19 protein-coding genes are annotated in these 24,643 nt (G+C 72.8%); 6 read left to right on the top strand and 13 right to left on the bottom strand.

Features of this window, described 5'->3' with window-relative positions; all coding sequences use genetic code 11:
• From DAI20_RS10750 to DAI20_RS10710, 9 genes are all read right to left on the bottom strand, one after another.
• Positions 1 to 387, bottom strand: a 387-nt coding sequence (locus tag DAI20_RS10750; RefSeq protein WP_205781414.1) for a translation initiation factor IF-2 N-terminal domain-containing protein, incomplete at its 3' end; no start/stop codon positions are given.
• 106 nt (positions 388 to 493) lie between these two features.
• Positions 494 to 784 (bottom strand): YlxR family protein, encoded by a 291-nt coding sequence (locus tag DAI20_RS10745; RefSeq protein WP_108250524.1) that lies wholly within the window; start codon positions 782 to 784, stop codon positions 494 to 496.
• A gap of 68 nt (positions 785 to 852) precedes the next feature.
• Complete coding sequence (nusA, locus tag DAI20_RS10740; RefSeq protein WP_108250523.1) at positions 853 to 1,857, bottom strand: transcription termination factor NusA; 1,005 nt, start codon at positions 1,855 to 1,857, stop codon at positions 853 to 855.
• Between the two features lie 80 nt (positions 1,858 to 1,937).
• Positions 1,938 to 3,713 carry a proline--tRNA ligase gene (locus DAI20_RS10735; protein WP_108250522.1) on the bottom strand — a complete coding sequence of 592 codons (1,776 nt, stop codon included), beginning with the start codon at positions 3,711 to 3,713 and terminating at the stop codon, positions 1,938 to 1,940.
• A gap of 848 nt (positions 3,714 to 4,561) precedes the next feature.
• Entirely contained in the window at positions 4,562 to 5,545 is a 984-nt protein-coding gene (locus DAI20_RS10730) for an NAD-dependent epimerase/dehydratase family protein (protein ID WP_108250521.1), read from the bottom strand.
• Entirely contained in the window at positions 5,542 to 8,271 is a 2,730-nt protein-coding gene (locus DAI20_RS10725; protein ID WP_108250520.1) for an alpha/beta fold hydrolase, read from the bottom strand. The genes DAI20_RS10730 and DAI20_RS10725 overlap by 4 nt, the downstream gene beginning before the upstream one ends.
• Positions 8,272 to 8,277: 6 nt before the next feature.
• Positions 8,278 to 9,306 (bottom strand): 3-oxoacyl-ACP synthase III, encoded by a 1,029-nt coding sequence (locus DAI20_RS10720; protein ID WP_108250519.1) that lies wholly within the window; start codon positions 9,304 to 9,306, stop codon positions 8,278 to 8,280.
• Between the two features lie 136 nt (positions 9,307 to 9,442).
• Positions 9,443 to 10,591 (bottom strand): flavodoxin-dependent (E)-4-hydroxy-3-methylbut-2-enyl-diphosphate synthase, encoded by a 1,149-nt coding sequence (gene ispG / locus DAI20_RS10715; RefSeq protein ID WP_205781413.1) that lies wholly within the window; start codon positions 10,589 to 10,591, stop codon positions 9,443 to 9,445.
• A 68-nt stretch (positions 10,592 to 10,659) separates the two neighbouring features.
• Positions 10,660 to 11,988 (bottom strand): M50 family metallopeptidase, encoded by a 1,329-nt coding sequence (locus DAI20_RS10710; protein WP_108250517.1) that lies wholly within the window; start codon positions 11,986 to 11,988, stop codon positions 10,660 to 10,662.
• Positions 11,989 to 12,113: 125 nt separating this feature from the next.
• Between DAI20_RS10710 and DAI20_RS10705 the strand changes: the two genes are divergently transcribed.
• Both DAI20_RS10705 and DAI20_RS18710 read left to right on the top strand, forming a co-directional pair.
• Positions 12,114 to 13,511 (top strand): serine/threonine-protein kinase, encoded by a 1,398-nt coding sequence (locus tag DAI20_RS10705; RefSeq protein ID WP_108250516.1) that lies wholly within the window; start codon positions 12,114 to 12,116, stop codon positions 13,509 to 13,511.
• Complete coding sequence (locus tag DAI20_RS18710; protein ID WP_168927675.1) at positions 13,508 to 14,266, top strand: hypothetical protein; 759 nt, start codon at positions 13,508 to 13,510, stop codon at positions 14,264 to 14,266. Before DAI20_RS10705 ends, DAI20_RS18710 begins: the two co-directional genes overlap by 4 nt.
• A 196-nt stretch (positions 14,267 to 14,462) precedes the next feature.
• Here the strand turns inward: DAI20_RS18710 and dxr are convergent, their stop codons facing one another.
• The 3 genes from dxr to DAI20_RS10685 form a co-directional block, all read right to left on the bottom strand.
• A complete protein-coding gene (gene dxr / locus DAI20_RS10695; RefSeq protein ID WP_108250514.1) occupies positions 14,463 to 15,545 on the bottom strand; it encodes a 1-deoxy-D-xylulose-5-phosphate reductoisomerase in 1,083 nt (360 codons plus the stop codon).
• A gap of 265 nt (positions 15,546 to 15,810) precedes the next feature.
• Positions 15,811 to 16,806 (bottom strand): FKBP-type peptidyl-prolyl cis-trans isomerase, encoded by a 996-nt coding sequence (locus DAI20_RS10690; RefSeq protein ID WP_240606015.1) that lies wholly within the window; start codon positions 16,804 to 16,806, stop codon positions 15,811 to 15,813.
• A gap of 106 nt (positions 16,807 to 16,912) precedes the next feature.
• A complete protein-coding gene (locus DAI20_RS10685) occupies positions 16,913 to 17,383 on the bottom strand; it encodes an OsmC family protein (protein WP_108250512.1) in 471 nt (156 codons plus the stop codon).
• A 153-nt stretch (positions 17,384 to 17,536) separates the two neighbouring features.
• Here DAI20_RS10685 and gabT point away from each other — a divergent pair, with 153 nt between their 5' ends.
• The 4 genes from gabT to ald all read left to right on the top strand — a co-directional run bounded on the left by gabT (position 17,537) and on the right by ald (position 21,484).
• A complete protein-coding gene (gabT, locus tag DAI20_RS10680; RefSeq protein ID WP_108250511.1) occupies positions 17,537 to 18,904 on the top strand; it encodes a 4-aminobutyrate--2-oxoglutarate transaminase in 1,368 nt (455 codons plus the stop codon).
• 108 nt (positions 18,905 to 19,012) lie between these two features.
• A complete protein-coding gene (locus tag DAI20_RS10675; protein ID WP_108250510.1) occupies positions 19,013 to 20,017 on the top strand; it encodes an asparaginase in 1,005 nt (334 codons plus the stop codon).
• Positions 20,014 to 20,349 (top strand): hypothetical protein, encoded by a 336-nt coding sequence (locus DAI20_RS10670; protein WP_108250509.1) that lies wholly within the window; start codon positions 20,014 to 20,016, stop codon positions 20,347 to 20,349. The genes DAI20_RS10675 and DAI20_RS10670 overlap by 4 nt, the downstream gene beginning before the upstream one ends.
• Positions 20,350 to 20,365: 16 nt before the next feature.
• Positions 20,366 to 21,484, top strand: coding sequence for an alanine dehydrogenase (gene ald / locus DAI20_RS10665; protein WP_108250508.1), 1,119 nt, complete (start codon positions 20,366 to 20,368; stop codon positions 21,482 to 21,484).
• 94 nt (positions 21,485 to 21,578) lie between these two features.
• Here ald and DAI20_RS10660 read toward each other — a convergent pair whose 3' ends face one another.
• Positions 21,579 to 24,623: an FtsK/SpoIIIE domain-containing protein gene (locus DAI20_RS10660; RefSeq protein ID WP_108250507.1), complete on the bottom strand. Its 3,045-nt coding sequence runs from the start codon at positions 24,621 to 24,623 to the stop codon at positions 21,579 to 21,581.
• Between the last annotated feature and the right edge of the window lie 20 nt (positions 24,624 to 24,643).

The following is a 24,643-nucleotide window of genomic DNA, read 5'->3' as shown; positions in this document are numbered from 1 at the left end:
GACGGTCAGCGGCGCGCGCGGCGTCGGAGCCGACGGCGCGGCGGGTGCCTCGGCGGCCGGCGCGGGCGCCGGAGCCGAAGCGGCGGGCGCGGGAGCCGGAGCAGGCGCCGGGACGGGTGCGACGGGGCCAGGGGTGGGCGCGGACGACCGGGCCGGAGCCTTGGGTGCCGCGGGACGTCCCGGGGTCGGGGCGGTTGCCTTCGCACCCTGTGCGGCGGCGGCGGCACCGGCGGACGCGAACGCCGCCTTGAGCTTGCGAGCCACGGGCGGCTCGATGCTGGACGAGGGTCCCTTGACGAACTCGCCCATTTCCTTCAGCTTCGCCAGAGCTGTCTTGCTGTCGACGCCGATCTCGGCGGCGATCTCATGTACGCGTGGTTTTGCCACAATTCTCCTGTCTGGGGGTCCACCCCAGACAGGGATAGACCATTAGAGGGTGGGTCTCATTTCGAGACACTCATTTGTTGTCACTCATCAGTGGTCACTGTGCCGTTCAGCCTGTTCTCTCGACAATCGCTCCCCCAGTGGTGGAGGGCGACTTCATCATCAGATAGCGCCTGAGATCATCGGGATCGTTTGCCTCAGCTCTCGGGAACGCCCGGCGGAATGCCCGGCGCACGATCGATTTCTCGAGGCAGTCGACGGTCGGATGCAGCCACGCGCCTCGACCCGGGAGGCTGGCCGTGGCATCAGCCACCAGCCGGTCCCCCTCGGCGACCACCCTCAGCAGAGAGGATCGCGGGGCGCGCTGGCGACAGCCAACACACGTTCTGACAGGTTCCATAGTACCCCCAGTACCGCTCAGGACATTCGCCTTGCAGCGAACGGGCGGAAATCGTGTCGCTGGGTCGCTCAGTTGTCCTCGAGGATCGAGTCCGGCTGGATGTCGATCTTCGCGCCGGTGAGCTTCGCGGCGAGGCGGGCGTTCTGGCCCTCCTTGCCGATCGCGAGCGACAGCTGGTAGTCGGGCACGAGCGCGCGCACGGCCTTCAACGACTTGTCGATCACGAACGAGCTCGTCACCTTGGCGGGCGAGAGGGCGTTGGCGACGAACGTCGGCAGGTCCTCCGAGTAGTCGACGATGTCGATCTTCTCGTTGTTGAGCTCGGCGGTCACCGCGCGCACGCGCTGGCCGAGCTCGCCGATGCAGGCGCCCTTGGCGTTGATGCCCGGCTCCTTGGCGCGGACGGCGATCTTCGTGCGGTGTCCCGCCTCGCGGGCGAGCGAGACGATCTCGACGACGCCGCTGGCGATCTCGGGCACCTCGAGCGCGAACAGCTTTCGGACGAGCGACGGGTGCGTGCGCGACACCGTGATCTGCGGGCCCTTGAGGCCCTTGGACACGCTCGTCACGAACACGCGGATCCGCTCGCCGTGCGCGTAGTTCTCGCCGGGCACCTGCTCCTCGGGGGGCAGGATCGCCTCGATGGTGCCGAGGTCCACGTGGATCATGCGGGGGTTGGGGCCCTGCTGGATGACGCCGGCGACGATGTCGCCCTCGCGTCCGCGGAACTCGCCGAGCACCTTGTCGTCGCCGATGTCGCGCAGCCGCTGGTTGATGACCTGCTTGGCCGCGAATGCGGCGATGCGACCGAAGTCGCTCGGGCTGTCCTCGGCCTCGCCGATGACGTTGCCGTCGTCGTCCCGCTCGGGCACGAACACGGAGACGTGACCGGTCTTGCGGTCCAGATGCACCCGTGCGGGGGCGGTGCCGTCCGCGTGCGGGCGGGCCTCCGCCTGGTCGGTGTGCTTGAGGTACGCCGTAAGAATGGCCTGCTCGATGATGTGCACGAGTTCGTCGAAGGGGATCTCGCGTTCGCGCTCCATGAGCCGAAGCACGCTCAGATCGATGTCCATGGGCGGCCTCCTCTATTCAGATTTGTTACTCAGATGAAAACACTCAGACTACCCGATGCACCGGCCGCGGGCTCCCGGGGTCAGGAGAGCGCGGCGGCGACCTCGCCGAGCGCGACGGGCGTGCGCTCGCCCGTGCGGCGGTCCCAGAGCTCGGCGTTGCCCTCTGCGGCGCCGCGCCCCACGATCACGATCTGCGGCACACCGAGGAGCTCGGCGTCGCCGAACTTCACGCCCGGCGACACCTTGGGGCGGTCGTCGAACAGCACGTCCTTGCCCGCGGCCTCGAGCTCGGTGACGAGCGCCTCGGCGGCCTCGTAGACGGCGGCGTCCCTGCCCGTCGCGATCACGTGCACGTCGAACGGCGCGACCGCGGCGGGCCAGATGAGGCCCTTCTCGTCGTTGTTCGCCTCGGCGATGACCGCGAGGATGCGGGTGACGCCGATGCCGTACGAGCCCATCGTCACGGTGACGAGCTTGCCGTTCTCGTCGAGCACCTTGAGCCCGAGTGCATCGGCGAAGAAGCGGCCGAGCTGGAACACGTGACCGATCTCCATGCCGCGGGCGACCTCGATGGGTCCGGACCCGTCCGGCGCGGGGTCGCCCGCGCGCACCTCGGCGGCCTCGACGAATCCGTCGGCGCGGAAGTCACGGCCGGCGACGAGCCCGAAGACGTGCTTCTCGTCCTCGTTCGCTCCGGTGAGCCACTCCGTGCCGTCCACGACGCGGGGGTCGAGGAAGAACCGGATGCCCGTGCTGGACGGGGTCTCGTCCGAGCCGCCCAGGACGGGTCCCGACGCGGACCAGGGGCCGATGTAGCCCTTCACGAGCCCGGGGTTGCGGGCGAAGTCCGCCTCGGTCGCGGCCTCGACGTCGGCGGGGGTGAACGCCACCTCGACGCGCTTCAGGTCGACGTCGCGGTCGCCGGGCAGGCCGATCACGACGAGCTCGCGCGTACCGTCGACGTGGGTGAGGGCGAGCACGACGTTCTTCAGGGTGTCGGCGGCCTCCCACGGACGGCCGTCCGCGCGCGGGTGCCGGTCGTTGGCCAGGTCGACGAGGGTGGCGATGGTGGGCGTGTTCGGCGAGTCGAACACCACGGGGTCGGGCATCCCGTCAACGGGGCGGCTCTCGGGCACGAGGGTGCGGAAGGCCTCGACGTTGGCGGCATACCCGCCGTCCGTGCGCACGAAGCTGTCCTCGCCGATGGCCGTGGGGTGCAGGAACTCCTCGCTGCGCGCGCCGCCCATAAGCCCGCTGTCGGCCTGGACGATCACGTACTCGAGGCCGAGGCGGGTGAAGATGCGCTCGTAGGCGTCCCGCTGCGTCTCGTAGGACGCATCAAGGCCCTCGTCGGTGTAGTCGAACGAGTACGCGTCCTTCATCGTGAACTCGCGGCCGCGCAGGAGGCCCGCGCGGGGCCGCGCCTCGTCGCGGTACTTGTCCTGGATCTGGTAGATCGACAGGGGCAGGTCCTTGTACGAGCCGTACAGGTCCTTGACGAGCAGGGTGAAGACCTCCTCGTGCGTCGGCGCGAGGAGGTAGTCGGCGCCCTTGCGGTCCTTGAGGCGGAAGATGCCGTCGCCGTACTTGGTCCAGCGGCCGGAGGTCTCGTAGGGCTCGCGGGGCAGCAGGGCCGGGAAGTGCACCTCCTGGGCGCCCGCGGCCTCCATCTCCTCGCGGATGATGCCCTCGATCTTCGCCTTCACCCGCAAGCCGAGCGGCAGCCAGGCGAACACGCCCGGGGCCTGGCGGCGGATGTAGCCCGCGCGGACGAGCAGCCGGTGGCTGGTCACCTCGGCGTCGGCAGGGTCTTCGCGGAGGGTGCGGACGAACAGCTTCGAGAGGCGAGTTGACACGCCCTCTATGTTAGGTGCGCGGCCCTCCCCCTCTGCGCGCGTGCCGCGGGTGCGGCTGCGGGGGGGGTGCACGGGGGTGCCGGGACACCGCACGGTCCCTGAGCTCGTCGGAGGCACGCACCGGAATCGGCTGAGCACCCGAAGATCCCGGCGAGCGACGCAATTCAGCAGATCCCACCCGACACGCCGGCTGGGCGCGCCCGCAGACGGCGTGTCGAACCGGATCTGCTGAATTGCGTTCTCCCGGTAGACCCGACTCGGGCGATCCGGCACCGAACACAGGCTCCGCCGCCTGGATCCGCCGGACCTGCCGCGCGGGCATCCGGCAGGACCTGTGAGGGAGCCTGCATCGCGGAATCAGCAGCGGCAGCGGGGACACCGGTTAACGACGCAACTCAGCAGATCCGTTAGGCGCTGGCACCACGGACACGGACGGGCGACACAATTCAGCAGATTTCGCACGACACGCCGACTGGACGCGCCCGCGGACGGCGAGTCCACCCGGATCTGCTGAATTGCGTTCTCCGGGTGGGCTCCACTCAGGCGATCCCGCGCGTAATACAGGCTCGGCCGCCCGGATCCGCTGGAGCTGCCGCGTGGGCATCCGGCGGGCCCTGTGAGGGAGCCTGCATTGCGGAATCAGCAGCGGCAGCGGGGACTCGGCAAGCGACGCAATTCAGCAGATTCGAGAGGCATAGGCACTGGGGACTCGGGAAACAACGCAACTCAGCAGATCCTCCTCGACACGCCGATCACGCGCGCTCGCCAGCGGCGTGTCTACCCGGATCTGCTGAATTGCGTTCTCGGGCCAAGCCGACCCCGGTGCTGCAGCCCACTCCCCCCACCCCTCAGGGGCGGCGGTAGGAGTCCGCGAGGCGGGCGAACCCCTCGTCGAGGGACACGGCCGGGGTCCAGTTCAGGAGTGCGCGCGTGCGGCGCTGGTCGTACCAGTGCGAGGTCGAGAGCTGCTCCGCGAGGAAGCGGGTCATCGGGGGCTCGTCCTCCCCCGGGGCGACGCGCCACACGGCCTCCACGACGCCGCCCGCGAACCGCGCCAGGCCGGCGGGCACGCGGAGGCGCGGAGGCTCCACGCCGGCGGCGCGGCAGATCGACGACATGAGCTCGGCGACCGTGCGCGGCTCGCCGTTGGTCACCACGAACGACTGCCCGTGCACGATATCCGCGCGGTCGAGCGCCGCCACGATGGCGTCCACCGCGTTGTCCCGGTACACCGTGTCGATGAGGGCGGCGCCGGCCCCGAGCAGCGGCAGCCGACCGTCCCGCGCGCGCTCCACGATCCGCGCGATGAGTTGAGTGTCGTTCGGCCCCCACACCAGGTGCGGCCGCACGGCGACGGTCGCGAAACCGGGGGCGTCCGCGGCGAGGGCCGCGAGCTCCGCGGCGGCCTTCGTGCGAGCGTACGGCCCGCGGGCGCGCACCGGATCGGCGGGCAGGGCGTCGTCCCCGACGATGGAGATGCCCGCGTGAGCAACGGACGGCGAGGACACGAACACGAAGCGCGAGACACCCGCCCGCTTCGCCGCATCCAGCAACAGTCTGGTTCCGCCGACATTGACCGCCTCGAAGTCGCGCTCGTCGCCGGCCAGCGACACCTTCGCCGCGAGGTGGACGACGGCGTGCACACCATCGACGGCCCGCTCGACCGCGGCGGGGTCCGTCACGCTCCCGCGGACGTCCCGCCCCGCCCCCAAGGTGGAGAGGGATGCCGACGCGCCGCGCTGGAAGGTGCACACGTCGGTGCCGCGCGCGATCAGCGCGTCGGCAACGCCCGCGCCGAGCAGCCCGCTGGTGCCCGTGACGAGGACCGTCACGGGGCCACCCGCCTGCCGCCCGCGAGGATGCCGCCCGCCCAGCGCGCGAGGGCGGCGCGGTCGATCTTCGAGTTGTGCCGGATGTCGGTGGGCAGCACGGGCACGACGAGCACGGCCGCGACCGGCAGCCCGACGGCCTGCCGCACGGCGGCCGTCAGCTCGGCGGACGCGCGATCGACCCGGCGCGCGGCCGGGCGGGTCTCCGCCACGATCACGATCTGCTGCGTGCCCGCGGGTCCCAGCCCGACGGCGGCGGCGCGGGCGATGCCGGGCACCGTCTCGGCCCGCTGCTCCGGCCCGACCGGGGTCACGAAGCCCGCCGCCGTGGTGAGCACGTGCGGCAGTCGCCCCTCGACCCAGAGCCGGCCGGCGGCGTCGAAGTGGCCGACGTCGCCGGTGCGGTGCCAGGTGCGGCCCTCGTCCCGGTCGCGTCGGCTCGCGGAGTCGGTGACCCACAGCCGGTCGTAGCGCTCCTTGACGTGCGGCGCGGACACCACGATCTCGCCCGTGACGCCGGGCTCGGCCGTGAGTGGACCGGTCGCCTCGCCGAGCGGGCCGAGCGGGCTCACCCGCAGGTGCACCGTGGCGGGCGGGCGGCCCACGCACACGCCCTCGTCGTCCTGGGCCGCGGCCTCGCGGATGCCGGGAAGGTCGATGTCGGTGAGCAGCAGGCCCTCCGTCATCCCGTACGGGGTGTGCACGGATGCGGCCGGCAGCAGGGCCGCGACCCGCTCGAGCAGCGGCAGACCGAGCGGCGCGCCCGCGGAGAGCAGGGTGCGCACGGCGCCGAGCGCGGCCCGTCGGCGTTCGTCGAGGTCGTCGGCCGTGGCGAGCACGTTCGTGAGCGCGGCGGGCGAGGCGAAGAGCACGGTGGCGTCGACCGCGAGCGCGGCGTCCGCGACGGCGGTCGCGGTGAGCGTGCCGGGGCGGGTGACGGACATGTCGGGGGTGACGCTCGTCGCGCCCAGGGCGGGGCCCAGCAGCGCGAACGGCGCGAACCCCGCGACCAGCCCGGTGCCGACGCCGACCCCGTACTGTGCCGAGAGCGCGTCCCGCACGCCCGCGAGCCTGCGATGCGTGTAGACGACGCCCTTCGCCGGCCCGGTTGAACCGGAGGTGAAGAGCACCGCCGCAACGTCATCGGGGGCGGGCTCGGGTGGCAGGCCCGCGGAGCCGCCGCGCTCGGCGCCGAGGGCGGCGAGCTGCGGCAGGCTCGCGCGCACGCCGAGGGCGGCGGCGGCCGGCGCGGGCAGCGTCGTCGCGGAGAAGCGCTGCCCGGGCCAGCCGAGGGCGCGCGCGGCCGCGAGAGCCGTTTCGATGCCGATGACGTGGTCCGGGCGCGCGCCGCGGACGGCACGGCTGAGCCCGCGGATGCCGAGGCCGGCGTCCGCGACGACGACGATCGCCCCGATCCGCAGGCAGGCGTACAGGACGGCGGTGAGGTCGGCGCCGGGCGGCACGAGCAGGGACACGCGGTCCCCGGCACGCACGCCGCTGGCGACGAGGCCCGCGGCGATCTCGCCGACACGGCGGGACAGCTTCGCCCAGGTGACCGTGCGGGGGCCGCCGCCGACCCGCGGCGCCATCTCCACGAGGGCGGGCAGGGTGCTGTCCGCGAGCTCGTCGAGGTTCCGCCAGAGCGGCCGGAAGGCGGCCGCGTCCTCGGGGTGCGCGTTCTCGCCGGACGCGTCGGTCGCATCCGCACTCGCATGCTCGGCTGAACTCGCGCCCTCGGCCGACCGGACGCGCTCGCGCAGCCAGTCGAGCACGACGGGCGCGTACTCCGCGTCCTCGGCGATCAGGTGCCCCGTGCCCTCGAAGCGGTGCACGTCGGCGTGCGGCACGCGCTGCAGCAGGTCGGCGAGGTACTGCTCGCCGAACACCGGATCGCGGGGTCCCCAGAGGAACAGGGCTGGCACGTCGAGCGCGGCGACGCCCGCCGCCACCCGCTCGAGCTCCGCGTAGCTCTCGTGCCCGGGTCCGACGGGGATGTCGGCCACGAAGCCGCCGATGCCGCCCCGGCGCTCGGCGCCACGGTAGGGCGCCCGGAACGCGTCGCGCACGTCGGCGGGGAGGCGCGGGTGGGCGAGCGCGAGCGTCGTCTCGAGGAAGGCGGGGGTGTCGACGGTGCTGCGGGTCAGCAGCGAGCGGCGCAGCGCCAGACGCAGGGGCGCGGGGATCGGGAGGTGCTCCGGCTGGTGCACGGCGGTGTTCAGCACGGCGACGCCGGCGAGCGACTCGCGGTGATCCACGGCCCAGCCGAGGGACACGACGCCTCCCCAGTCGTGCCCGAGGGTGACCACCGGACCGTCGAGGCCGAGCTCGTCGGTCAGCGCGCCGAGGTCCGCGATCCGGGTCGCCAGCGGGCGGCGCTCGCCCGTGCGCTCGGAGAAGCCCATGTCGAGCTGGTCCACCGCGACGACGCGCCACGCGTCCGCCTCGCTCGCGACCGCCGCATCCGTCGCTGCGGAGACGAGCCGCCGCCACAGGTACGACCAGGTCGGGTTGCCGTGCACGCAGAGCACGGTGCCGCGCGGCTCGATGCCGAGCTCGGCCAGGCGCGGGCCGTTGTCGAGCAGGTGCCAGGTGCGATCCGCGCCGCCGCCGGCGCCGGGCACGCGGACCAGCCGGGGGAACGCGGGCTCGAGCCCGGGCAGCGGATGCGGGGGCAGGGTTGCGTCAGCGCGCGCCGCGACGGCGCGGGCGGGATTCGCCCGGGTCGACACGCCGGTCTACCAGACGATCTCGGTCATCGCGGTGTTGAGGCCGGAGCCCACACCCATGCACAGCACGCGCTGGCCGCGGACGAGGGTCGACACCTCGCCGGCGAGCGTGATCGGAATGGATGCGGGGCCCACGTTGCCGAGCAGCGGATAGGTCTTGGGCACGCGGGTCTTGTCGAGCGACGCCGCCTTGATGATCGCGTTGGTGTGCACGTCCGAGACCTGGTGCAGGATGTAGCGGTCCATGCGGGTCCAGTCCCAGTTGGGCTTCGCCTCGTTCCAGGCGTCGACGACAAGCTCCATGCCGCCGCGCAGCAGCGCCTTCGCGTCGGTGAACATGCCGTCGACGTCGCCGACGCAGAGCGCGTTGTGCTGGGTGGCGGCGCGCGTGATGCCGCCGAGGATGCGGTGGCCCTCCGGGTGCGCGTCGGCCGGGCCGAGCACGGCGGCGGCCGCACCGGCGCCGAGGGTGAGGCTCGGGAACTCCTGCATGAAGTCCTTGCGGGTCACGCCCATGCGCAGCAGCCGCTGAACGGTGTTGTGCCGCACGTCGCCGGCGTCCTCGCCGTCCACGATGACCGCGTACTTGATCTGACCGGAGTCGATGAGCTGCGCCGCGAGCGTCATGCCGTTGACGAAGCCGAGGCACGCGTTCGCGATGTCGAAGTTGAGCGCGGACGACGGCAGGCCGAGCCCGTGGTGGATGCGCACCGCGACCGAGGGCTCGAGGTGCGTGCGCGTGACGGAGGTGTTGATGAGCAGGCCGACCTCGGAGGGGTCGACGCCCGACTCCGCGAGCGCCCGCTGGCCGGCGAGCGTCGCCGCGTCGTCGAAGGACAGATCGTCGTTCCAGCTCCGTCGCTCCAGGACGCCGGCGACACGCTGAAGCAGTCCCTCGGGCAGCCGCAGCCGCTTCAGGGTGGGCTTCAGGAGGGTGTCGATGTGCTCCGAGGACACGACCTCGGGCGCCTGTACGGCCGAAACCGACAGCAGCGCCACGTTCTCGTGCCGGAAGCTGGCATTACCGCTCACTTGCATCCTTCATATTCTTCTGTTGACACGAGCCCTCGCACGCTCAAGCGCCCGAGGAACCCTCGGAGCTGTTCGCTTCAGAACCCGCATCATCGGCCGAGCGCCCGGAAACGGGCTCGGGAGTCGACCTACGACCTTGAGGTTACGCTGTCACGACCTGTGGTGCTCCCACGGCACCGGCGGGCATCTCTGCGGCTATGCGGTTCGCCTCCGCGATGAGGGTCTCGACGATCTCGGACTCGGGCACGACCTTGACGACCTCGCCCTTGACGAAGATCTGGCCACGGCCGTTGCCGGAGGCGACGCCGAGGTCCGCCTCGCGCGCCTCACCGGGTCCGTTGACGACGCAGCCCATCACGGCAACGCGCAGCGGCACGGTGACGCCCTTCAGCCCCTCGGTGACGCTGTCGGCGAGCGTGTAGACGTCGACCTGGGCCCGGCCGCAGCTGGGGCAGGAGACGATCTCGAGCTTGCGCTCACGGAGGTTCAGCGACTGCAGGATCTGCAGGCCGACCTTCACCTCCTCGGCGGGCGGCGCGGACAGGGACACGCGGATGGTGTCGCCGATGCCCTCGGAGAGCAGGATGCCGAACGCGGTCGCCGACTTGATGGTGCCCTGGAACGCGGGGCCGGCCTCGGTCACGCCGAGGTGCAGCGGCCAGTCACCGCGCTCGGCGAGCAGCCGGTACGCCTTGACCATCACGATGGGGTCGTTGTGCTTCACCGAGATCTTGAAGTCGTGGAAGTCGTGCTCCTCGAAGAGGCTCGCCTCCCAGACCGCGGACTCGACGAGCGCCTCGGGGGTCGCCTTGCCGTACTTCTGCAGCAGGCGCGGGTCGAGCGAGCCGGCGTTCACGCCGATGCGGATGCTCACGCCCGCAGCCTTGGCCGCGGCCGCGATCTCGCCGACCTTGTCGTCGAACTTGCGGATGTTGCCGGGGTTCACGCGCACCGCGCCGACGCCGGCGTCGATGGCGGTGAACACGTAGCGCGGCTGGAAGTGGATGTCCGCGATCACGGGGATCTGGCTCTTCGCGGCGATGATCTTCAGCACGTCCGCGTCGTCCTGATGCGGCACCGCGACGCGCACGATGTCGCATCCGCTCGCGGTGAGCTCGGCGATCTGCTGGAGCGTGGCGTTGATGTTGGTGGTCTGCGTCGTGGTCATGGACTGCACGCTCACGCGGGCGTCACCGCCCACCTTGACCTTGCCGACACTGATCTGCCGTGTCTTGCGGCGGGGCGCCAAGACCTCGGGGACCTTGGGCATTCCTAGATTGACTGCTGGCACCTGAATAGCTTACGTGCCGAATCTGCGGGAAATATGACGGTGCGCTCGGGGCGGAATCGCGGGGCGTGTCAACCGAAGAAGCGGATCGGGTTCACGAGGTCGGAGTAGATGAGCAGCGCGCTCATCCCGCCGAGCAGGATCACGACCGCGAACGTCACGGGCATGAGCTTCGCCGTGTCCACGGGGCCCGGGTCGCGGCGCCGGAACAGCTTGGCGAACGTGCGCCGGATGCCCTCCCAGAGCGCACCGGCCACGTGACCGCCGTCGAGGGGCATCAGCGGGATGAGGTTGAAGACGAACAGGGCGATGTTCAGCGAGCCGATCAGCCCGATGAGCCCGGACACCTTGGCATCGAGCGGCACCTCGTCGAGGCTCGCGATCTCGCCGGCGACGCGGCCGACGCCGACGACGCTGATGAGGCCGTTCGGGTCGCGCTCCTCGCCGCCGAAGGTGGACTGCGCCACCTGGATGAGGTGCTGGGGCAGGGTGACGAGGATCCCGGCCACCCGCCCGATGTTGTCGCCGACGAACGGGAGCACGGCCGTGACCGGCTGGCGCACGACCTCCTGGGTCGGGCCGATGCCGATGAATCCGACGTCGCGCGTCACCGGGTCGCCGTTCGCGTCCTCGACGATGGAGTTCCTGTCGTCGAGGACGTAGCGCTCGGAGAGCAGGGGCGTGACGGTGAGCGTCTGCGTGCCGCCGTCGCGCTCGACCGAGAACGCGAGGTCCTCGCCCGGGGCGTCGCGGATCATGGCCGAGGCCTGCTCCCAGGAGGTGACGGCCGTGCCGTCGATGCTGAGGATCGTGTCGCCGGGGCGCAGACCGGCGGCGGCGCCGGGCGACGCCGTGTCGCCCGGCTCGCAGGTCTGCCGCTGACTCGTGGCGGGCAGCACGCACTCGCTCACGCTGGCCAGCGTCGTGCTCGACTGAGCGACGCCGAATCCCATGAGGAGCACGGCGAACAGCACGATGCCGATGAGCAGGTTCATCACCGGGCCCCCGAGCATGATGACGATGCGCTTGTGGACGGGCAGGCGGTAGAACGCGCGGCGCTCCTCGCCGTCCCCGATCGTGTCGGCGCTCGCCGTGCGCGCATCCTGCACGAGGGTGTTGAAGAAGCCCGTGCTCGCGTTCCGCATGGCGCCGCCCTGCTTCGCGGGCGGGAACATGCCGATCATGGAGATGTACCCGCCGAGCGGGATCGCCTTGACGCCGTACTCCGTCTCCCCCCGGCGCTTCGACCACAGGGTGGGGCCGAAGCCGATCATGTACTGGGTGACCTTCAGGCCGAAGAGCTTCGCGGGGACGAGATGGCCGACCTCGTGCAGACCGATCGACACCGCGAGCCCGACGAGCACCGCGAGAATGCCGAGGATATAGAGGAGGACGTCCACACCGCACAGGATAGCCGCGGGAGTCTTGGAGCCCGCAGGGGGCGGCGGCGTCGACGCGGACACGATCCGTGCCCGGCGGGCCCCTGGGTAGCATTGACACACCGACGAGGCGGGAGCGTGACGGCATGGGCGACGATTCGCTGAACTCCCGCACGGGCGACCCGCTGCTCGGCTCCGTGTTCGCGGGGCGGTACCGCCTCGAGGAGGTGGCCGGCCGGGGCGGCATGGCCACCGTCTACCGGGCGACCGACGAGCTGCTCGGGCGGCCCGTCGCGGCGAAGATCCTCTCCTCGAACTCCGCGGACGCCGACGACCTGCGCCGGCAGCAGGGCGAGGTGCGGCTGCTCGCGAGCCTCAGCCACCCGGGTCTCGTGACGCTCTTCGACGCGGGCGCCGCCGACACCCCGGACGGTCCACGCGCGTTCCTCGTGATGGAGTTCGTGCGCGGCGTGACCCTGCGCGACCGCATGGCTCAGGGGCCGATGACATTCCGCGAGGTGGCGGCGACGGGCGCCGACCTGGCCGACTCCCTGCACTACATCCACCGACGCGACGTCGTGCACCGCGACATCAAGCCCGGCAACATCCTCCTGGTCGATCCGGCCGAGGACGACACGGGCGTGCGGACGAAGCTCGCCGACTTCGGCATCGCGCGCATCGTCGACGGGGCGCACGTGACGTCGACGGGCGCGATCATCGGCACGGTCACCTACCTGAGCCCGGAGCAGGCGATGGGCGAGTCGGTGGGCCCGCCCGCCGACATCTACGCGCTGGGGCTCGTGCTCCTCGAGTGCCTCACCGGGGAGAAGGTGTTCCCCGGCGGCGCGACGGAGTCGATCATGGCCCGGGTGCTGCGCGATCCGGACGTGCCCGCGTCCTTCTCCCCGGAGTGGACGGCGCTGCTGCGGGCGATGACCGCCCGGAAGCCGGAGGATCGGCCGAGCGCGCGCGAGGTGTCCACCACCCTGCGCCGGCTCTCCCGTCCGCCGGCCCGCTCGCCGGGCACCGCGACGGTCGCCACGGCGACGGACCGGGCCGACCTCGGCGCGACCGGGCTCCTCGCGACGGCGCTGCTCCCCCAGCAGCCGGGGCAGCCCGCCGGGGACACGGCCGAGCTCGCCTCGCACGACGAGCCGACCCGCGGCATGGCGGTGCCGTCGGTGACGGGCACGCGCTCGCCCGCCTCCGCCGCGACCGACGTGATGCCGGAGGCGGACGACCCGCTGGACATCCTGCGGGCCCCGGCCGATGCGCCCGCGGCCACCGCCGCCCTCCCGGTTCCGACTGCGACCGGCGCTCCCGCCGGTGCTGCCGGCGCCGCCGCCGACCCGCGTTCCCGCAGGCGGGCCGGCGCCCTGATCGGCACGATCGTCGCGGCCGTGCTCCTCGCGCTCGCCGCGTGGGGCATCACCTCGGCCGTCTCGTCGTCGTCACCCGGTCCCGAGGTGACCTACCCCCCGGTGCCGGGGCCTATCGGCACGTCGCTCGAACGACTGCAGGAGAGCGTGGAGACCCCCGAATGACGCCCGATCCGAAGCGCCGCGCCGACTTTGCCGCGCGACCCACGCGTCGCCGCTCCCGCAGCCGTGCGGCGTCGCTCGCCCTCGTCGCGACCTCCGCGCTCCTCGTCGCCGGTTGCACGGCCGCCCCGACGGCGGGCGAGGCCGCGGTGCAGGACTTCCAGTCCCGCGTGCTCGAGGCGACGGAGTCCGCTGCGGGGCAGGACTACCAGGCGGCGCTCGACGAGCTCGCGAAGCTGACCGCCGAGGTGGAGGACGCGCTTCGCCGAGGCGACATCACCTCGGCGAAGCGCGACGCGATCCTCGCCGCGATCCAGGCGGTGACCGCCGAGATCACGGCCGCGATGGCGCCGGAGGAGACCGAGGAGCCCGCGGAGGAGAACACGCCGGAGCCGCAGCCGGAACCCGAGGAGACCGAGGAGCCCGAGGAGCCCGAGGAGACCGAGACCCCGGAGCCGGAGGAGACCGAGGATCCCGTCGTGCCCGCGCCGACGCCGACCACCCCGCCGCCGCCCGTGACGACGCCCGCGCCGACGAACCCGGAGCCCGAGCCGGAACCCGAACCCGAGCCCGAGCCCGAGCAGCCGGAACCGGACGAGCCCGAGGTGCCCGATCCGCCCGTGCCCGTGCCCGACGTGCCCGTGGTCCCCGGTAACGGCAACGGGAACGGCGGTGGAGGCGGAAACGGCAACGGAAACGGCGGTGGTACCGGGAACGGCGGCAACGGCGGCGGAAACGGTGGCCAGGGCAACGGTTGACCCGCCCCTGTCAGGAGCCCGCTCGCACCCCCGCCGCTCCCCCATCCGGGATGCCGGTTCGCGATTCAGGCTCAGTTGCGACACGCCGAATTTCGGGACCCCCGTATGCGGGGTGTCGGCATTTCAGCCTGAATCCGGAACAGGGGCTGAGGAAGCCGCGGCGCGGCTGGACAGACGCGGATGAGGAGCAGCGGGGTCAGCGGGCGAGGAGGGCGTCGGCCGTCGACCGCGCCCAGCGCTCCGCCTCGGCGAGCGCCTCACGGGTGAGCGGCCCGCCCTCGGCCTCGTGCGCGTCGACGACGCGCTGGACGGTGTCCACGATGTCGAGGAAGCCGATCCGGCCCGCGTGGAACGCGGCGACCGCCTGCTCGTTCGCCGCGTTGAACACGGCCGGCCAGGTCTTCCCCGCCGAGCCCACCCGCTTCGCGAGCGCGACCGCCGGGAAGACCGCGTCGTCGAGCGGCTCGAAAGTCCAGGAGGTGGCCGTGGTCCAGTCGATCGGCGCCCCCACGCCGGGCACGCGCCGCGGCCAGGCGAGGCCGAGGGCGATGGGCAGTCGCATGTCGGGCGGCGACGCCTGGGCGAGCGTAGAGCCGTCGACGAACTCCACCATCGAGTGGATCATCGACTGCGGGTGCACCACGACGTCGATGCGGTCGAAGGGGATGTCGAACAGCAGGTGCGCCTCGATCACCTCGAGGCCCTTGTTGACGAGCGTCGCCGAGTTCGTCGTGACGACGAGGCCCATGTCCCAGGTGGGGTGGGCGAGGGCGTCGCGCGGGGTCACGTCCGTGAGCTGCTCGCGGGTGCGTCCGCGGAACGGGCCGCCGGATGCGGTGACGACGAGGCGACGGACCTCGTCGGGCGTGCCGCCCCGGAGCGCCTGCGCGATGGCCGAGTGCTCTGAGTCGACGGGCACGATCTGACCGGGGGCTGCGGCGCGCTTGACGAGCTCGCCGCCGACGATCAGGGACTCCTTGTTCGCCAGGGCGAGCGTGCGCCCGCACTCCAGCGCGGCGAGCGTCGGACCGAGGCCGACGGACCCGGTGATGCCGTTCAGCACGACGTCGGCCTCCACGGTGCGGATCAGCTGCTCCGCCTCGTCGGCGCCGAGGGCGACGTGCTCGACGCCGTGCGTCCTCGCCTGCGCCTCGACCGCCTCGCGCCTCGTCCCGGCGGCCAGGCCCACGACCTCGAACAGATCGGGGTTGGCCGCGATCACCTCGAGGGCCTGAACGCCGATGGAACCGGTGGAGCCGAGCACGAGAATCCTGCGCATCGCACCATCCTCCCACTCGCGCCGTGGCGCCGCGGCTCCCGGAGACGCCCCCGCACACCGACGCAATTCAGCAGATCCCGCGGGACACACCGAAGGGAGCGCTCTCGCCACCGCGTGTCGCGGGGATTCTGCTGAGTTGCGCATCTGACGGTGCCGATCGTGCGCAGCTTCCCGGACCGCGGAACGACCAGCCCGGGAACGACGAAGCCCCGGCGGTCGTGGCGACCGCCGGGGCTCGTGCCGGTTTGAGAACCTGCTGAGCCGGTTACTGCGCCGGCGCGGAGATGGTGTCGAGGATGTCGATGACGAACACGAGCGTGTCCGTGCCGCTGATCCCGGCGTCGGGCTGGCCGGCCTCGCCGTAACCCTCGCTCGGCGGGATCACGGCGATCACCTGGGAGCCGACCTTCTGACCCACGAGCGCCTTCGAGAAGCCGGGAACGACGCCGGTGGTCTGGAAGGAGACCGGCGCCTTGCCCCAGCTCTGGTCGAAGACCTCGCCGCTCGCCCAGAGCGAGCCCTGGTACTGCACGGTCACGCTGTCGCCGTCCTGCACGACGGCGCCCTCGCCGGCCTTGATGGTCGCGATCTGCAGCTCGGCGGGCGCGTCGCCCTCCGGGATGGTGACGGTGGGCTTGCCGTCGTCGTCGAGCTCTACCGTCGGGAAGCCGGCCGGGGCGTCCTGGTCGGCGCCGGTCGCGCGGTCGGGGACGATGCCGAGCACGTCGATCACGAAGACCGCACCCTCGCCCTCGCCGAGGCCGAGCTGCGTCGCCGCCTCGGCGCTGAAGGAGTCGTCCGCCGAGGGGACGGTGACGATGCGGGAGCCGACGTTCGTGCACTCGACGCCGCGGACGATGGCCGCGAGGGTCTGGCTGTCGTCGACCGCGAGCGGCACGGCCTGCTCGGCGTTGTACGGCAGCGCCTCGAGCGCCGCACCGGTGGCGCTGTTGTAGGCGGCGATCGCGATCTTCGCGGAGTCGCCCGGCTCGACCGCCTCGCCGTCGCCCTCGGTGACGACGGTGCGCTCGGTCTTGTCGGCCGCTTCCACGGGTCCGTCGATGGTCACGGTCGGGGCGCTGCCCACGTCACCGGTGACCTTCACGGACTCCGAGGCCGCGCCGGACGCGGTGTCCGCGCACTCGGCGACGCCGGCCGCGGGGGTGCTGCTCGCCTTCGGCTCCTCGCCCGTGGACCCGGTGCACCCGGTGAGGGCGAGGATCGACGCGGCGGCGAGGAACAGGGGGATGCGTCGCTTCACAGTGCTGCTTTCTACTTCTGCTTGTGGCCCGCCCGCACGCGGGCACGAAGCACCCAGTCTGCAGGACGAATCGCAATACCGCCTGAACGGGCGGCGCGGCGTCCGCTCAGGCGACGAGGATGGTGGGCTCGTGATCGACCGGGAAGTTGACGGACGAGGCGATGAAGCACAGCTCGTTCGCCCGCGCGTGCAGCGCGAGGGCGAGGTCGCGCTGACCCTCGTCCGTGATCGTCACGGTGGGGCGCAGGACCGCCCTGGTGAAGCGGCCGCCACCGTCGCCGGTCTGGACCATGGTGCCGACGGAGTCGTCCGTGTAGGCGACCACGACGATCCCGTTCACCGCCGCGACGTGCAGGTAGGACAGCAGGTGGCACTGGGTGAGGGCCGCGAGCAGCAGCTCCTCCGGGTTCCAGCGATCCGTGTCGCCGCGGAACACGCGGTCCGCCGAGCCCTCGATGGCGTGCTTCCCGGGCGCGCTGACCACGTGGTCGCGGCCGTACGACCGGTAGTCGGCGGTGCCGACCCCCCGGTTGCCGGTCCATTCGAGCGAGAGGGCGTACTCGTGATCGATCTTCACCGGCGTCACGCTACCAGCGCCGGGTGGGAAGGCGACGGTGAACGACCGGAGGCCGGCGGCGGCGGACGTTGGCAGTTTTCCGCACTGGTTTGGCTGGCCCCCCGGCGGTGGCTCGGCGGGTGCGCGGGGGGCGGCGGGTAGGCTCGAAGCACCATGACGAACACCCTCGACACCGCATCCTCTGCCCCCGGCACAACCGTCACGCAGGAGCGGAAGATCGTCACCGCGATCCCCGGTCCCAAGTCCCAGGAGCTGCACGCCCGCCGCGTCGCCGTCGTGCCGCCCGGCGTCTCCTCGACGCTCCCCGTCTACATCGAGCGGGCCCACGGCCCGATCCTCGTCGACGTCGACGGCAACCAGTTCATCGACCTGGGCGCGGGCATCGGCGTCACGACCGTCGGCCACACGCGTTCCTCGGTGGTCGAGGCGGCGGCTGGGCAGATGAACGACTTCCTGCACACGCTCTTCACCATCACGCCGTACGAGGAGTACGTGCGGGTAGCCGAGCTGCTCGCCGAGCACACCCCCGGCGACCACCCCAAGCGCACGGTGCTCGTGAACTCCGGCGCCGAGGCCGTGGAGAACGGCGTGAAGATCGCCCGCCGGTACACCGGCCGCCGCGCGGTCGCCGTGCTCGATCACGCCTACCACGGCCGCACCAACCTCACGATGGCCATGAACTATAAGGCCGCCCCCTACGCGACCGGCTTCGGCCCGTTCGCCGGCGACGTCTACCACGCCCCGAGCTCGTACCCCTACCACGACGGGCTCAGCGGCCAGGAGGCCGCCGCCCGCACCATCGCCTACCTCGAGAAGCGGATCGGCGCCGTCGACCTCGCCTGCCTCGTGGTCGAGCCGATCCAGGGCGAGGGCGGCTTCATGGTCCCCGCCGACGGCTACCTGCCCGCGCTCCAGGAGTGGTGCACGGCCAACGGCGTCGTCTTCATCGCGGACGAGATCCAGAGCGGCATGGCCCGCACCGGCGCCTACTGGGCCAGCGAGCACTTCGGCCTGGTCCCCGACCTCATCCTCTCGGCCAAGGGCATCGCGGGCGGCCTGCCGCTCGCCGGCGTCACCGGCCGCGCCGAGATCATGGACTCCGCCCTTCCGGGCGGGCTCGGCGGCACCTTCGGCGGGAACCCCGTCTCCGCGGCCGCCGCCGTGGCCGTCTTCGAGGCGATCGAGCGCGACAACCTCCTCGACGAGGGCAAGCGCATCGAGAAGAAGCTGAAGTCGCGGCTCACGGCGCTGCAGGAGAAGTACGACATCATCGGCGACGTGCGCGGCATCGGCGCCATGGTCGCCATCGAGCTCGTGCAGCCGGGAACCGGGTCCACCACCAAGGAGCCGAACCCGGCCGCCGTCACGGCGCTCGCGAACCACGCGGCGCAGAACGGCGTGCTGCTGCTCACTGCGGGCACCTACGGCAGCGTGCTGCGGTTCCTGCCCAGCCTCGCGCTGTCCGACGAGCTCCTCGACGACGCGCTCGATGTCCTCGCAGAGGGCTTCGCGAGCCTGTAGGACGGAAGCACACCATCCCGAGGTGCCCACTTCGGCCCTCCCCGACATCGGGGAGGAGCCGAGGTGGGCACCTCAGCGTTCACGAGTGATACGAGTAAGGCGGAACGAATGAGCGGCACCTTCACCACCGGCGATGCGGTCGAGCTGGCGACCCTCGACCGGAGCGGATTCGTCGAGTCGAGACACGCGGGATCCGCCGTCGTGCTCGGCCCGGACGGGACCGTGCTCCGCAGCCTCGGCGACGTGAACGCCCCCATCTTCCCGCGCTCCTGCATGAAGCCGTTCCAGGCCCTGGCCGTGCTGGCGAGCGGCGTCGACCTGTCGCCCGAGGAGATGGTCATCGCGACCGCGAGCCACAGCGGCACCGCCCGTCACGTCGCGCTCGTGCGGAGCGTCCTCGCGCGCGCCGGCCTCGGGGACGAGGCGCTGCAGTGCCCCGCCGACCGCCCGGCCGAGGGGCCCGCCCGCGACGACTTCGTGCGCTCCGGGGCGTCCCCCTCCCCCCTCTACATGAACTGCTCGGGCAAGCACGCGGCCATGCTCCTCGCCTGCGTGCAGAACGGCTGGGACACGGCGAGCTACCTGCACGTCGACCACCCCCTGCAGGAGCGCATCCGCGACGTCCTGCAGCGCTTCGCGGGTGAGCGCATCGCCGCGACCGGGGTCGACGGCTGCGGCGCCCCCGTGTACGCCGTCTCCGTCACCGGCCTCGCCCGCGGGATCGCCAAGATCAGCACGAGCTCCGTCTCGTCGCCCTTCGAGATCTTCCGCCGGGCCGCGGCGCTGGCAGCCGCCATCCGCGAGAACGGCTGGGTCATCGACGGACCGGGACGGGCGAACACCATCGTCATCGAGCGCCTCGGCCTCATCGCGAAGGGCGGCGCCGAGGGCGTCATGGTCATGGCGACCCCGGAGGGCACGACGGTCGCGCTGAAAGTGCTCGACGGCAACCTGCGGGTGGCCACGATCGTCGCGCTCGAGCTGCTCGCGTCGGTCGGCGCCGTCGCCCGCGATCAGGTCGAGCGCCTGCGACCCGACCTCGAGCTCGAGGTGCTGGGCGGCGGGCTGCGCGTCGGCGCCATCCGGGTGAGCCCGGCGGTGACGACCCCATGACCTACCCGGACGACGACGAGGACGACCCCACCCTGATGCGCAACCAGGCGTCGCTGACGACGTCGAACGGGGGCATCTGGCTGATCCTCGGCGGGCTGCTGACGCTCATCTGCGCGGTCATCCTCACGTTCGAGCTGCCCCTCGACCCGCCCGGCGTCGCGCTGTTCGGGCTGGTGTCGGTGCTCGGGCTGTACGCGGCCATGGTGGTCGTGCGCCTCCGCACGGAGCCCGGGCGGAAGCGGCTCGGCACCATGGCGGCGCTGATGATCGCGATCGCCGTCGTCGGACTCGGCTGCGTCGTCGCGGTCGCTGCGGCGGCCTACTCCTCCTGATCGATATGGTTGCGCCATGAGGATCGGCGTCCCGACAGAGATCAAGAACAACGAGTTCCGCGTGGCCATCACCCCATCGGGGGTGCACGACCTCACGGCGAGGGGCCACACCGTCGTCGTGCAGTCCGGGGCCGGCGTCGGATCCTCCATCCCCGACGAGTCGTACGTGTCCGCCGGCGCCGAGATCGCAGCCGACGCAGAGAGCACCTGGGCCAGCGAGCTGGTGCTCAAGGTCAAGGAGCCCATCGCGGCCGAGTACCGGTACTTCCGGCCGGACCTCACCCTCTTCGCGTACCTGCACCTCGCGGCGGAGCCGGAGCTCACCGCCGCGCTCACCGCCGCCGGGGTCACCGCCATCGCCTACGAGACGGTGCAGCTGCCGACCCGCGCGCTGCCGCTGCTCGCCCCCATGAGCGAGGTCGCGGGGCGCCTCGCGCCCATCGTCGGCGCGCACACCATGCTCAAGCCGAGCGGTGGTCCTGGCCTGCTCGTGCCCGGCGTGCCCGGCACGCATCCCGCCCGCGTCACGGTCCTGGGCGGCGGGGTCGCGGGCACGAACGCCGTGTCCGTCGCTGTCGGCCTAGGCGCGGAGGTCACGGTGCTCGACACGAACATCTTCCGGCTCCGGGAGCTCGACGCGCACTACGCGGGCCGGGTGAAGACCATCGCCTCGAACGCGTTCGAGATCGAGAACGCCCTGCTCGCGGCCGACCTCGTGATCGGGTCCGTGCTCGTCGCGGGCGCAAAGGCGCCGAAGCTGGTGAGCAACGACCTCGTGTCGCGGATGAAGCCGGGCAGCGTGCTCGTCGACATCTCTGTCGACCAGGGCGGCTGCTTCGAGGACTCGCACCCCACGACGCACGCGGAGCCGACCTTCCCGGTGCACGGGTCGCTCTTCTACTGCGTCGCCAACATGCCAGGCGCCGTGCCGCACACGTCGACGTACGCGCTCACCAACGCGACCCTCCCCTACGTGCGGGCCCTCGCATCCGCGGGCTGGCGCGATGCCCTATCGACGGACCCGGCGCTCGCGCTCGGACTGAACACGTACGGCGGGGCCGTGACGAGCGTTCCGGTCGCGACGGCCCACGGGCTCGAGCACCGCTCGATCGACTCCGTGCTCGCGGCCGCCTAACCGCGGGCGGTCCCGGGCCGCATGCCGGGCAACCGCACGCGGGCGGGGCGACACGAGCCCGCGCTCCGGCACCCGGAGGGACGCGTCGTGCTGGTCAGTCCGGCCACGCGCGCCTCTGCACCTCGCCGCCCGGCTCCGCGAACCAGACGGAGCGCGCGTCGCCGAGGAGGGGCGGAAGCCCGCGGGGCCGGCCGAGGGCCCGGACGTCCCGCGGCGTGCAGCCGTCGTAGATCATGCAGCGCGACCGCCTGGCGGACTGGAGCACGCCCCACTGCGCCTGCCACTCCTCGGGGTCGCCGAGAAGCACCGGGATCGCGTCGTCGCCGCCGGTCGCCGCCCCAGAGGCGCCCCGCCGGGCGGTGCCCGCATCGTCCGCGCCGACCGGGTCCACGCCGAGGGAGGTGACGAGGATCGGCGGGCCGTTCGCGGCGGCGGCGAGCCTGCGGGCCGTCTCGGCCGGCCGGGTCGACACGACGGCGTAGGCGCGACCGGGCCTCAGCCGCACCCGCCGCGGTGCCTCGGGCTCGGCGGGCGGCACGGGCGGCACCCGCGCGACCTGGGCGCGGTGCCCCTGCCACCACCCGCCCCCGGGCGGCAGATCGGGGTCGTACCGCTGTGCGTCGCCGCCGGCCAGCACGTGCTCCTGCCGGCTGGCGGCGCGCAGCAGCAGGACGCGCCCCGCCAGCGCGGCCAGGGGCGCGATGGCGCCCGAGAGCCGCTGCGCCGTCAGCACGAGCGAGCACCCCGCGGCAGCGCCCTCCCGCAGCAGTGCGGCGAGCCGGTCCAGGAGCTCCGCGCCGTACTCCGCGCCCAGCCTGCCGAGGAGCACGTCGACGTCGTCGACGGCGAGCACGAATCGCGCTCCGTGGCCGGGCAGGTGCGCGTCCGTCGCATCGCCGCCGGCACCGCCGCCGGGCGCCCGCACCTGCTCGAGGGCCGCCCCGACCGCGTCCCACGCCTGCACCGGGTCCGCGGACACGATCCGGAGGGGGCGACCGGGACCGCTCGCCCGGCTCAGAGCGGCGAGGACGCCCGTCTTCCCCGACCGGGCCGCGCCGAGTACGAGAAGCGGCCCGTGCTCGACCGGATGCCAGGCCGCGTACCTGCGGGCCTGCTGCTCCGGCACGTCGAGCAGCCCGAACACGATCGCGCCGGGCACGTCCTCCCGCTGCACCGTCGGGTCTTCGAGCTCCCGCACGCCGAGCACCGACGGCAGGGGCTCCAGCCAGGGCCGGCGCTGCGGGGCGGGGCCGGTCCCCCACTCGCCCGCTGACACCCGCGCGATGACGCCTCGGGGGTCCGGCCCGGCCGTCGCCACCTGGCACAGCTGCGGATCGCCGCCGCCGGTCCGCACGACGCAGCGGCCCACCGGAGCGGCGGGCAGTGCCGCGGCGGCATCGCTGCCCAGGAGGGCCGTGCTGTCGGCGCGGCTGTTGACGCGCAGCGACAGCCGCAGGTTGCAGTTCGCGAGGAGGGCGTCGCGGACCGAGCCCGACGGCCGCTGGGTGCAGAGCACCAGGTGCACGCCGAGCGAGCGGCCCCTGGCCGCGAGGTCGACGAAGAGGTCGTGCAGGTCGGGGAAGTCGGTGAGCATCGCGGCGAACTCGTCGACGACCACGACGAGGCGCGGCGGGGCGGACCCGGCCGGGCAGGAGGCGATGTCCCGCGCCCCGGCCTCGCGCAGCAGCCGCTCCCGCTGCCGCACCTCCGCACGCAGGCTGGCCAGAGCCCGCTCCGCCTCTCGCGGCCCCAGGTCGGTGAGCAGGCCGACGCAGTGCGGCAGCGCCGCGAGCGGGTCGAAGGCGGACCCGCCCTTGAAGTCGACGAGCAGGAACGTGACCTCGGCGGGATCGTGCGTCGCCGCAAGGCTGCACACCCAGGTGACGAGCAGCTCGCTCTTGCCGCTGCCGGTCGTGCCGCCCACCACGGCATGGGGCCCGTCGGCCACGAGATCCAGCACCAGGGGGCCGCCGCCCTCGCGCACGCCGATCGGGGCGGCCAGCCGGTCCGGACGCCTCGCCGCGGCCGCCCCCCGGTCGTCGCGCGAGCCGGGAGCGGCGCCCCCGGGCCCGCGCTCCTCGGGCAGCAGGTCGCCCAGCCCGACCACTGGCGGCAGCAGGGTGCCACCCGAGGCTGCGTTGAGCGCGCGGGGGTGAGCGGCGAGGGCCCGTGCTACCGCCGCGGCCTGGGCGGCGGCGATCAGCTCCGGCTCGATCGCCTGGTCGCCCTCCGCTACGGACGGCGATCCGGCGACGACCCGCGCCGCCGCCGTGCCGGAGACGACGACCACCGTGCCGCACCCCGCGGGCAGCTCGGAGGCGGCGGGGGCGTATGCCAGCAGGACCTCCCGCTCCCCGTCCGCCAGCACCAGCTCCGCCATCGGTGGCGCGCTCACGCGGGACGCGTCCTCTCGGCCGCCCCGCTCCGCCCGGTCACCGCGCTTCCCCCGGTCATCCCGATCTGCCCCGTCGTCCTCGATCGCGTGCGGCGCCGCTGCCAGCCACTCCCAGCCGTCGCCGGGCCGTCGGTGCACGGCCAGCGCTCCGGGCGGGGCCGCGAAGAGGAGCTGCAGCACGAGGCCGCGGAGCAGCGCGCGGGCCAGGGCGGGCGGGCCACAGACGCCGACCCCGAGGAGGGCGTCCACGCACACGGGCACCGCCTCGAGAACCGCCGCGCGATCGGCGAGTTTGCGCGCAGGCGGGGTGACCGGACGCCCGTCGAGCACGACGTCGCTCGGCTGCCGACCGAGGCCGAGCACGATCGGCCGCCCATCGGCGGCCGGGGCCCGCCACAGGGCGGCCCCGGGCGCCCCACCCGTGACGATGTTGCCCGCGGGCGGCGTGCGGACGAACCGCCGGGCGCGGTCCTGGTGCAGGCGTTCGCCGATGGCGGTCGCCAGCTCGGCCAGCGCGACCCGCTCCGCAGCCGCGGCGATCCGTGCCCGGCGTCGCGCCTGGAGGCGGGAGTCGACGACGCTCGCGACGGCGATGACGGGGCTGAGCAGGGCGAAGATCAGCGCGAACGGAGAACGGGTGAGCGCCCAGATGCCGCCGGTCACCAGGAGCGGGGCGAGCACGCCGAGGAGCGGGAAGGGGGTGGGCGGTGCCGGTTCTGGGGTGGCGGGCAGCGAGAAACGCACCCGGCCATGTCACCAGGGTC

The organism is Planctomonas deserti (genome assembly GCF_003067705.1).
Classification (GTDB): domain Bacteria; phylum Actinomycetota; class Actinomycetes; order Actinomycetales; family Microbacteriaceae; genus Planctomonas; species Planctomonas deserti.
This window is presented reverse-complemented; position numbering and strand designations above follow the sequence as displayed.